Below are 9,685 nucleotides of genomic sequence, written 5' to 3'. Positions count from 1 at the left end.
GGCGGGTAGATGTAGGTGTTGCGGACCATGAACTCCTTGAGGATGTCGTTCTGGATGGTCCCGGAGAGCTTGTCCTGGCTCACGCCCTGCTCTTCCGCCGCGATCACGTAGCCGGCCAGCACCGGCAGCACGGCGCCGTTCATCGTCATCGACACGCTGACCTTGTCCAGCGGGATGCCGTCGAACAGGATCTTCATGTCCTCCACCGAGTCGATCGCCACGCCGGCCTTGCCCACGTCGCCGGTCACGCGCGGGTGGTCGCTGTCGTAGCCGCGGTGCGTCGCCAGGTCGAAGGCGACGCTCACGCCCTGCCCGCCCGCCGCCAGCGCCTTGCGATAGAAGGCGTTCGACTCCTCGGCGGTCGAGAAGCCCGCGTACTGGCGGATCGTCCACGGCCGCACCGCGTACATGGTGGCCTGCGGGCCGCGGATGTAGGGCTCGAAGCCGGGCAGCGTGTCGGTGTACGCCAGCCCCTTCAGGTCGGCCGCCGTGTACAGCGGCTTGACGGCGATGCCGTCCGGCGTCACCCAGTTCAGGGCGGCCGGGTCGCCGCCCGGCGCGGACTTGGCTGCCGCCTTGGCCCAGTCGTCGAGCGTGGCCGTCTTGAAGGAGGGTTCGGGAATGCTGCTCATCCCGCCAGTCTAACCGCTGTAATTATTAATTCAAACACCCGGTTCTGCGGTACAGTCCGCCCCATGTCCGCCGTGACCCTGACCCCGCGCGCCCTGTACGAGGAGGTGGCCGAGCAGTTGCGCCAGCGCATCTTCAGCCGCGAGCTGGAGCCCGGCAGCTGGATCGACGAGCTGAAGATCGCCGAGGAGTTCGGCATCAGCCGCACGCCCCTGCGCGAGGCGCTGAAGGTGCTGGCTGCCGAGGGCCTGGTGACGATGAAGGTGCGCCGCGGCGCCTATGTGACCGAGGTGTCCGAGCGCGACCTGGCGGACGTGTACCACCTGCTGGCGCTGCTGGAGAGCGACGCCGCCGGCGTGGCCGCGGAGCGCGCCACGCCCCAGCAGATCGACGAGCTGAAGGCGCTGCACGCCGAGCTGGAGGCCGCGGCCCGGCCCGGCCGGGTGGATCGCGAGCACTTCTTCGCCGTCAACGAACGCTTCCACATGCGCCTGCTGGCCATCGCCGACAACCGCTGGCGCGACCAGTTGGTGGCCGACCTGCGCAAGGTGATGAAGCTCAACCGCCACAACTCGCTGCTCAAGGCCGGGCGCATCGCCGAGTCCCTGGCCGAGCACCGGGCGCTGATGGCGGCCATCGAGGCGCGCGACCCGCAGGCCGCCGTGGCGCGGATGCAGGCGCACTTCAGGAGCGGGCTCGAAGCCGCCGCCTGAGCCCGCCGCGCCGCCGCTTGCGATACTCGAGGGCTGGATTGCGCTGCCCCGCCCCGGGGTGCGCCCTCAAGACACCGTGAAAAGCATGTCCTCTTCTCTCGCCGACATCGAAGCCCAGATACGGCGCCTCAGCGACGAGCGCGAAGCCATGGAGCAGCAGCGCGAACGCCTGCGCGCCGAGGAGCTGAAGGTCCTGGCCGATGCCTATGCCCGCAAGCTGCGGGCGGCCGGCTTCACGATCAGGGAAGGCCTGGCAGCGCTGCGCCCCTACGCCGCCGTGCGCCTGGCCCAGGAACAGTCCGACGCGGCGCCGGTAGCAGCGCCGGCACCAGCGCCTTCCGCCCCGCAAGGCACCGCCGCGCCGCAGGACCTGCGCTCGCGCGCTGCCCAGGTGCTGGGGCCGGACGCATCGCGCTGGCTGCGGCGGCCCCACCCGCTGCTGGGCGGGCAGACGCCGCAGCAGGTCGCCGCCACGCCCCAGGGGCTGGAGAAGGTCAACGCGCTGCTGGCCGCATACGCCCGCGGCGCCTAGGCGGAACGCTCAGGCCGGGTCCGCCACCGGCGCGGCGGCATGCGCCAGCGCCATCACCTCGTGCGGCGGCCGCTCGCGCAGGCGCCGGTCGCTCCACACCTGCCGCCAGCGGCGCGCGCCCGGCAGGCCATTGCGCAGGCCCAGCATGTGCCGCGCGATGTTCGGCCAGGGCGTGCCGTGCGCGGCGGCCTCGCGCGCCATGTAGTCGCACATCCGCGCCTCCACCTCCTCGCGCGTCAGCGCCTGCGGGGCGTCGCCGAAGAAGTGTTCGTCCCACCCGGCCAGCCACCACGGGTTGTGGTACGCCTCGCGCCCGACCATCGCGCCGTCGAGCAGGCGCAGGTGCTCGTGGACCTGCGCGTCGGCGCGGATGCCGCCGTTGATCGAGAAGCGCAGCGCCGGAAAGTCGTGCTTGAGCCGGTGCACCAACTCGTGGCGCAGCGGCGGGATCTCGCGGTTCTCCTTCGGCGAGAGGCCCTTGAGCCAGGCGTTGCGCGCATGCACGATGAAGGTCTTGCAGCCGGCCTCGCTCACCGTGCCGACGAAGTCGCGCACGAACTCGTAGCGCTCCACCTTATCGATGCCGATGCGGTGCTTGACCGTGACCGGCACGCCGACCGCGTCGACCATCGCCTTCACGCAGTCCGCCACCAGTTGCGGCTCGGCCATCAGGCAGGCGCCGAAGGCGCCGCGCTGCACGCGCTCGCTGGGGCAGCCGCAGTTGAGGTTGATCTCGTCGTAGCCCCACTGCTCGCCCAGCCTGGCGCACTTCGCCAGCTCGTCCGGCTCGCTGCCGCCCAGTTGCAGCGCCACCGGGTGCTCGGACGGATCGAAGCGCAGGTGCCGGTGCACGTCGCCGTGCAGCAGCGCGCCGGTGGTCACCATCTCGGTGTAGAGCAGCGCCCGCCGGCTGAGCAGGCGGTGCAGGTAGCGGCAGTGGCGGTCGGTCCAGTCGAGCATGGGAGCGACCGACAGCCGATGATCGGGGAAGGCAGGGAGAGTTTCAGCGGGAGACATCGCAGGCGCGGGCGTCATGCGGACGCCCGGGGGCCGATTGTCCCCGAGCGGCGCGCCGCTCAGATCGGATCGCGCGAGCCGCCGAGCTGGCCGTACGAGGTGCGCAAGCCCTGGTAGTCGGTCGGCCCGCTGGTCTCGGGCGGGTGGCCGGAGGCGCTGAGCCAGCCGACGATGGTCGGCAGGCGGCGGTCGAAGTGGCCCTGCAGCGCGGTCCAGTCCGGCACCTCGGGCACCAGTTCCATCACTTCCAGCGCCTCGACGGCGATGGTGCGCAGGCTGGTGACCATGGCCAGGCCGCGGCCGTCCAGCTGCTGCAGGCTGGCCTCGCGCCCCTGGGAGAGGATTTCCTGGAGGATGCGCCGGTGGACGAGGAAGTCCGCCAGGCTCTGCTTGGCGCAGGCGTCGGCCAGCTCGCGGAAGACCCAGTGCATGTTGGCGGCGAACAGCGCCGCCACGTGCTGCGCCTGCCGCTGGGTGCGGCGGGCCGCCTCGTTCTGCAGTTGCGCACCCCACAGCAGGGCCATCAGCACGCCCACCGCCTGGATCCAGGCAGCCCACTCGAGGGCGCTCTGCGGCGCCGCCAGCCAGACCACGAGGCCCAGCCCGACCACGCAGGCGACGGCGACGTAGGCGACGCGCTTCATGGGTGGCCTCCGGCAGCGGGCACCGGGCCTGCGGGCAGGCGGCAGGGGACGGGGTGGCTCATCGGCGGGCTCTCAGCGCGGCGGGTGGGCGGCAGAAGCCGAAGCAGCGGCCGGCTGCCCCGTGCGCGGGCCATCGCGGCCGAACAGGCGCCGCATCGCCGCCACGCCGGCGACCAGCGCATCGGAATAGCTGCGCTGCGGTTCCGCGGCCGCTTCCAGCACCGCGTAGGGCAGCACGTCGTCCACCGCGCAGTCCACCGCTTCGAGCAGCACCCAGTGGAATTCGCCCGCCTCCAGCTCCTGGACGGTGAGTGCGACATTGCGCAACGTGGACATGGGACGACTCGGGACGCTTCCTGCGAACAGCAATGGGACACCGGCATGGTAGGTCAAAGGACTTCATCGTCCGCAGCCACAATTTCACGTTTTGCTACATTTGTGACTTGATTCTGCGCCGAAATGCGCCCGGCGCATGCCCCGGAGGGGACTTTTACCCTGGCACAGGCCGGAATTGACGCCGATTCAGGCGGCCGCGATGGCGCGCCGCAACACGTCGCGGGCCATCGCCTGCGCCAGTTCCTGCTCGCCGAGGAAGACGGTGGCCGCCTCCTCCTGCGCCAGCAGGCGCGCTTCGGCCTCGTTGTGGCTGCGGATGACGATCTCGACGGCCGGGTTGAGCGTGCGCGCCGTGGCGATCATCTGGCGCACGTTGAGCGCGTCGGGCGTGGCCACCACCAGCACGCGCGCCCGCGCGATGTGGGCCTGGATCAGCACCGCGGGCTCCGCGGCATCGCCCCAGACGGCGGCCAGCCCGTCCTCGCGCATGCGCTCCACCAGTTCGCGGTTCTGGTCGGCCACGACGAAGGGCACGTCGCGCGAGCGCAGTTCCGCCGCGATGCGCCGGCCCACCCGCCCGTAGCCCACCAGCACCACCTGGCGCGAGAGGAAGCGCGCCTCGGTCTCCTGCGGCAACTCGGCCAGCGGGTCGTCGCGCGCCTCCAGCCGCCGCGCCAGCGCGGAATGCACGCGCAGCCAGCGCAGCACCGGCCCGATCGCGCCGAAGCACAGCGGGTTGGCGGCGATGGAGATCAGCGCGCCGGCCAGCACCAGGCTCTGCGCCTGCACCGGCAGCAGTTCGTGGCGGGCGCCGAGCGCGACCAGGATGAAGGAGAACTCGCCGATCTGCGCCAGGCTGGCGCTGACCGTCAGCGCGGTGGCCAGCGGGTAGCGGAAGGCGAGCACCAGCGCGCAGGCGGCAAAGGACTTGCCGAACACGATGACCAGCACCACCGCCAGCACCTGCAGCGGCTGCTCGACCAGCACGCTCGGGTCGAACAGCATGCCCACCGACACGAAGAACAGCACCGCGAAGGCGTCGCGCAGCGGCAGCGATTCCTGCGCCGCCCGGTGGCTGAACTCCGATTCGCGCATCACCATGCCGGCGAAGAAGGCCCCCAGCGCGAAGGACACGCCGAACAGCGAGGCCGAGGCGAAGGCGATGCTCACCGCCGCCGCCACCACGCACAGGGTGAACAGCTCGCGCGAGCCGGTGCGCGTGACCTGCCACAAGAGCCAGGGGAAGACGCGCCGCCCCACCACCAGCATCAGCGCGACGAAGCCGCCCACCTGCAGCAGCGTGACGCCCAGCGTGCGCCAGACGGAGGCGGCGGCCTCGGCCTCCGCGCCGTCGCCGGCATCGGCCCGGCCGCCCAGCGCGCCGGCCAGCGGCGGCAGCAGCACCAGCACCAGCACCATGGCCAGGTCTTCCACCACCAGCCAGCCCACGGCGATGCGGCCGGTGTGGCTTTCGAGCAGGCCGAGGTTCTCCAGCGCCCGCAGCAGCACCACCGTGCTGGCCACCGACAGCGCCAGGCCGAACACCAGTGCCGCGCCGATCGGCCAGCCCCACGAGAGCGACATGGCCGCGCCCATCAGCGTGGCGGCGACGATCTGCACCAGCGCCCCCGGCAGCGCGATGCGCCGCACGGCGAGCAGGTCGTCCAGCGAGAAGTGCAGGCCGACGCCGAACATCAGCAGCATCACGCCGATCTCGGCCAGTTGCGCGGCGATGGCCGCGTCGGCGACGAAGCCCGGGGTGAAGGGCCCGATGATGACCCCGGCCAGCAGGTAGCCCACCAGCGCCGGGATGCGCAGCCGCGCCGCGGCGAAGCCGAGGATCAGCGCCAGGCCGAGGGCGGCGGCGATGGTGTTGATCAGGGAGACGCCGTGATGCATGGAGCCATTTTGCAGGCGTGTCGCGCCATGGCGCAGAAAAAAACGAAGGCCCGCGCGGGGCGGGCCTTCAGGCGGGGCGCGGCGTGCGGCTCAATGCATGTGCAGGCCGCCGTTGACGGAGAAGTCGGCGCCGGTGGAGTAGCTGCCCTCGTCGGACGCCAGCCACGAGATGATCGAGGCGATCTCGCTGGGCTCGCCCAGCCGCTTGACCGGGATGGTGGCGACGATCTTGTCCAGCACCTCCTGGCGGATCGCCTTGACCATGTCGGTGCCGATGTAGCCCGGGCTCACGGTGTTGACCGTCACGCCCTTGTTGGCCAGCTCCTGCGCCAGCGCCATGGTGAAGCCGTGCATGCCGGCCTTGGCCGCCGAGTAGTTGGTCTGGCCGGCCTGGCCCTTGGCGCCGTTGACCGAGCTGATGTTGACGATGCGGCCCCAGCCCTTCTCGACCATGTCGCCCACCACCTGCTTGGTGACGTTGAACATGCTGTTGAGGTTGGTCTCGATGACGGCATTCCAGTCGTCGGGCGTCATCTTCACGAACATGCGGTCGCGGGTGATACCGGCGTTGTTGACCAGCACGTCGATGCTGCCGTGCTCGGCCTTGGCCTTGGAGAAGGCCTCGACGGTGGAGTCCCAGTTGCCGACGTTGCCGACCGAGGCATGGAAAGTGAAGCCCTGTTCCTTCTGCTCGGCCAGCCATTTGGCGTAGTCACGGGTGGGGCCGCAGCCCGCGATCACCGTGAACCCGTCCTTGTGGAGGCGCTGGCAGATGGCAGTCCCGATGCCCCCCATGCCGCCGGTGACGTATGCGACTTTCTTGCTCATGTCCATTTCCTTCAAAACTGCCGGCCCGTGCGGCCGGTCTCGACCACTGTAGCGATGTTTGCCGAAGCCTCCGGCTCAGGAAAACACCAACAGCACCCCGGGGCTTGCAGCCGCCGGCGCCGCGATGGTGCACCGGCGCCGCGCGGCCATGCGTCACCGATTGTTCATCGGGTCGACACGGGGCGGGTTCCCCCTCGGACGAACTGTCATATCGGACTTTTAGACTCGTCCGGATGTCTGCCATCGAGCTGATCGACGTCGCCAAGTCCTGGGGTGACAGCACCGCACTGCACGCCGTCAACCTGCGCATCGAACCCGGCAGCTTCTGCGTCCTGCTCGGCCCCTCGGGCTGCGGCAAGTCGACCACGCTGCGCATCATCGCCGGGCTGGACAACGCCAGCGCCGGCCAGGTGCGCATCGGCGGCCGCGAGGTGGGCGCGCTGCCGCCGGCGCAGCGCGGCATCGCGATGGTGTTCCAGAACTACGCCCTCTTCCCGCACCTCTCGGTGGCGGACAACATCACCTTCGGCCTGGCGGTGCGCAAGGTGCCGCCCGCCGAGCGCGCCCGCCGCCTGGCGCACGCCGCCGAGTTGCTCGGCCTGGGCGCGCTGCTGGCGCGCCGGCCCGGCCAGCTCTCGGGCGGCCAGCAGCAGCGGGTGGCGCTGGGCCGCGCGCTGGTGGCGCAGGCGCAGGTCTGTCTCATGGATGAACCGCTGTCCAACCTGGACGCGCAGCTGCGCCAGGACATGCGCCGCGAACTGCGCGAGCTGCAGCGCCAGCTCGGCCTGACGGTGGTGTACGTCACGCACGACCAGGCCGAGGCGATGAGCATGGCCGACCAGGTGGTGCTGCTGAACAAGGGCCGCGTCGAGCAGGCCGGCTCGCCGCGCGAGTTGTACGCGCGCCCGGCCACCACCTTCGCCGCGCGCTTCATCGGCACGCCGCCGATGAACCTGGTGGCGCTGGAGCGCGGGCGCATCGCCGGCAGCGACGTCGACACCGGCCTGGCCGGTGCCACGCTGGGCGTGCGGCCGGAAGCCATCGCGCTCGCCGCGGCCGAGGGCATTCCGGCCACCGTGCAGGGCACCGAGTACCTGGGCGCCGACCTGGTGCTGCGCTGCGCGGTCGGCAGCCAGTCGCTGCTGGTGCGCACCGACGGCCGCCGCACCGCGCAGGCCGGCGACGCCGTGCACCTGGACTGGTCCTACGACGACGCGCACGCCTTCGACGCCGAGGGCCGCCGCATTCCATCCCCCTGAAACCGGAGAAGACTCCCCATGCGACAACGCACCTTCCTCAAGACCCTGGCGATCCCCTTCGTCGCCGGCACCACCCTGCTCGGCGCCCTGGCGCCGGCCCTGGCCCAGGCGCCGACCGAGGTCCAGTTCTACTACCCGGTGGCCGTGGGCGGCCCCATCGCCAAGATCATTGACGGCTTTGCCGAGGGCTTCATGAAGGAGCACCCCGGCATCAAGGTCACGCCGATCTACGCCGGCACCTACCAGGAGACCATCGTCAAGGCGCTGACGGCGCACAAGTCGGGCACGCCGCCGGTCACCTCGGTGCTGCTGTCGACCGACATGTTCACGCTGATCGACGAGGACGCGATCGTGCCCTTCGACAACTTCGCGAAGACGGCCGAGGACAAGGCGTGGATGGGCAGCTTCTATCCCGCCTTCATGATGAACAGCCGCACCGGCGGCAAGACCTGGGGCATCCCCTTCCAGCGCTCCACCGTGGTGATGTACTGGAACAAGGAGCTGTTCAAGGAGGCCGGCCTCGACCCGAACAAGCCGCCCGCCACCTGGGCCGAGCTGAAGGACATGGCGGCGAAGCTGACGAAGAAGGACGCGGGCGGCAAGACGACGCAGTACGGCGTGCAGATCCCGTCGAGCGGCTTCCCCTACTGGCTGTTCCAGACGCTCACCACGCCCAACGACGCCATCCTCGCCAACGAGGCCGGCACCAAGGTGAAGTTCGACGACCCGAAGGTGGTCGAGGCGCTGCAGTTCTGGGTCGACCTGGGCAAGGCCGGCGTGCACCCGACCGGCGTGGTCGAATGGGGCACCACGCCCAAGGACTTCTTCGAGAAGAAGGCCGCCATCATCTACACCACCACCGGCAACCTGACCAACATCAAGGCCAACGCGAAGTTCGACTTCGGCGTCGGCATGATCCCGGGCAACAAGCGCAAGGGCTCGCCCACCGGCGGCGGCAACTTCTACATCTTCAAGAAGAGCACGCCGGCGCAGCAGGAGGCGGCCTACCAGTTCGTCAAGTGGATCACCCAGCCCGAGCGCGCCGCGCAGTGGAGCATCGACACCGGCTACGTCGCCGTCTCGGCCGCGGCCTACGACACGCCGGCGCTGAAGAAGTACGGCGCCGAGTTCCCGCCCGCGCTGGTGGCGCGCGACCAGCTGCCGGTCTCGGTGGCGGAGTTCTCCACGCACGACAACCAGCGCGTGACCAAGGCGCTGAACGACGGCCTGCAGGCCGCGCTGACCGGCGCCAAGACGCCCAAGCAGGCGATGCAGGACGCGCAAAAAGAAGCCGACCGCATCCTGCGCGGCTATAAATAAGTGACCACCCCCAGTCTTCGCGGACTTCGTTCCGCTCCGCCAACCCCCTGCAAGGGGGCACACCCTACGGCCTGGCAAAGCCAGTTCCGTGGGTGTTCCCGCATGGCCTGCTCCGCGGCCTTCTGACCAGGATGCGCAACGCCTCATCGATCCGCGCCGTCCACGCCTGGCTGATGGTGCTGCCGGCGATGGCGGTGCTGGTGGGCTTCACCCACTGGCCGGCCGTCGCCACGCTGGTCGACAGCTTCTTCTCCACCCCCAAGGGCGGACGCGAGGCGGTGTGGGTGGGTGTCGAGAACTACCAGGTGATGGCCGATGACCCGGTGTTCTGGAAGGCGGTGCGCAACAACCTGCTGTTCGCCGCCGCCACCATCCCCTGCTCCATCGGCCTGGCGCTGGCGATGGCGCTGTGGGTGAACGAGCGCATCGCCGGCCGCGCCTTCCTGCGCATGGCCTACTTCACGCCCACCGTGCTGCCGATGATCGCGGTGGCGAACATCTGGCTGT

The 9,685-nt window shown here is 70.3% G+C and carries 11 protein-coding genes; 5 read left to right on the top strand and 6 right to left on the bottom strand.

Annotated features, from left to right (window positions below):
* A partial coding sequence (locus tag ACIY1X_RS21000; RefSeq protein WP_399684331.1) for a methylmalonyl-CoA mutase family protein occupies window positions 1-632 on the bottom strand: 632 nt, incomplete at its 3' end.
* A gap of 63 nt (window positions 633-695) precedes the next feature.
* Between ACIY1X_RS21000 and ACIY1X_RS20995 the strand changes: the two genes are divergently transcribed.
* Together ACIY1X_RS20995 and ACIY1X_RS20990 are read left to right on the top strand one after the other, a co-directional pair.
* Window positions 696-1,343 carry a GntR family transcriptional regulator gene (locus tag ACIY1X_RS20995; RefSeq protein WP_399684328.1) on the top strand — a complete coding sequence of 216 codons (648 nt, stop codon included), beginning with the start codon at window positions 696-698 and terminating at the stop codon, window positions 1,341-1,343.
* An 85-nt stretch (window positions 1,344-1,428) separates the two neighbouring features.
* Window positions 1,429-1,875 (top strand): antitoxin Xre/MbcA/ParS toxin-binding domain-containing protein, encoded by a 447-nt coding sequence (locus ACIY1X_RS20990; protein WP_399684325.1) that lies wholly within the window; start codon window positions 1,429-1,431, stop codon window positions 1,873-1,875.
* Window positions 1,876-1,884: 9 nt separating this feature from the next.
* On the opposite strand, the gene dusA is transcribed toward ACIY1X_RS20990, so the two are convergent.
* The 5 genes from dusA to phbB form a co-directional block, all read right to left on the bottom strand.
* The gene (gene dusA, locus ACIY1X_RS20985) at window positions 1,885-2,910 is read right to left on the bottom strand and encodes a tRNA dihydrouridine(20/20a) synthase DusA (RefSeq protein ID WP_399684322.1); all 1,026 of its coding nucleotides are present in this window, start codon (window positions 2,908-2,910) and stop codon (window positions 1,885-1,887) included.
* 41 nt (window positions 2,911-2,951) lie between these two features.
* The gene (locus tag ACIY1X_RS20980) at window positions 2,952-3,536 is read right to left on the bottom strand and encodes a hypothetical protein (RefSeq protein WP_399684319.1); all 585 of its coding nucleotides are present in this window, start codon (window positions 3,534-3,536) and stop codon (window positions 2,952-2,954) included.
* Window positions 3,537-3,608: 72 nt separating this feature from the next.
* Window positions 3,609-3,872 carry a hypothetical protein gene (locus ACIY1X_RS20975; RefSeq protein WP_051954122.1) on the bottom strand — a complete coding sequence of 88 codons (264 nt, stop codon included), beginning with the start codon at window positions 3,870-3,872 and terminating at the stop codon, window positions 3,609-3,611.
* A 186-nt stretch (window positions 3,873-4,058) separates the two neighbouring features.
* Window positions 4,059-5,771: a YbaL family putative K(+) efflux transporter gene (gene ybaL, locus ACIY1X_RS20970; RefSeq protein ID WP_038218442.1), complete on the bottom strand. Its 1,713-nt coding sequence runs from the start codon at window positions 5,769-5,771 to the stop codon at window positions 4,059-4,061.
* A 90-nt stretch (window positions 5,772-5,861) separates the two neighbouring features.
* On the bottom strand, window positions 5,862-6,599 hold the full coding sequence (gene phbB / locus ACIY1X_RS20965) for an acetoacetyl-CoA reductase (protein WP_038218440.1): 738 nt from the start codon (window positions 6,597-6,599) through the stop codon (window positions 5,862-5,864).
* Window positions 6,600-6,832: 233 nt separating this feature from the next.
* Here phbB and ACIY1X_RS20960 point away from each other — a divergent pair, with 233 nt between their 5' ends.
* The 3 genes from ACIY1X_RS20960 to ACIY1X_RS20950 form a co-directional block, all read left to right on the top strand.
* The gene (locus tag ACIY1X_RS20960) at window positions 6,833-7,858 is read left to right on the top strand and encodes an ABC transporter ATP-binding protein (RefSeq protein WP_399684316.1); all 1,026 of its coding nucleotides are present in this window, start codon (window positions 6,833-6,835) and stop codon (window positions 7,856-7,858) included.
* A gap of 18 nt (window positions 7,859-7,876) precedes the next feature.
* A complete protein-coding gene (locus ACIY1X_RS20955; RefSeq protein ID WP_399684313.1) occupies window positions 7,877-9,178 on the top strand; it encodes an ABC transporter substrate-binding protein in 1,302 nt (433 codons plus the stop codon).
* Between the two features lie 131 nt (window positions 9,179-9,309).
* Window positions 9,310-9,685: carbohydrate ABC transporter permease (locus tag ACIY1X_RS20950; protein WP_399684311.1), on the top strand; the 376-nt coding region annotated here is incomplete at its 3' end.

Source organism: Xenophilus sp., assembly GCF_044462705.1.
Classification (GTDB): domain Bacteria; phylum Pseudomonadota; class Gammaproteobacteria; order Burkholderiales; family Burkholderiaceae_C; genus Xenophilus; species Xenophilus azovorans.
This window is presented reverse-complemented; position numbering and strand designations above follow the sequence as displayed.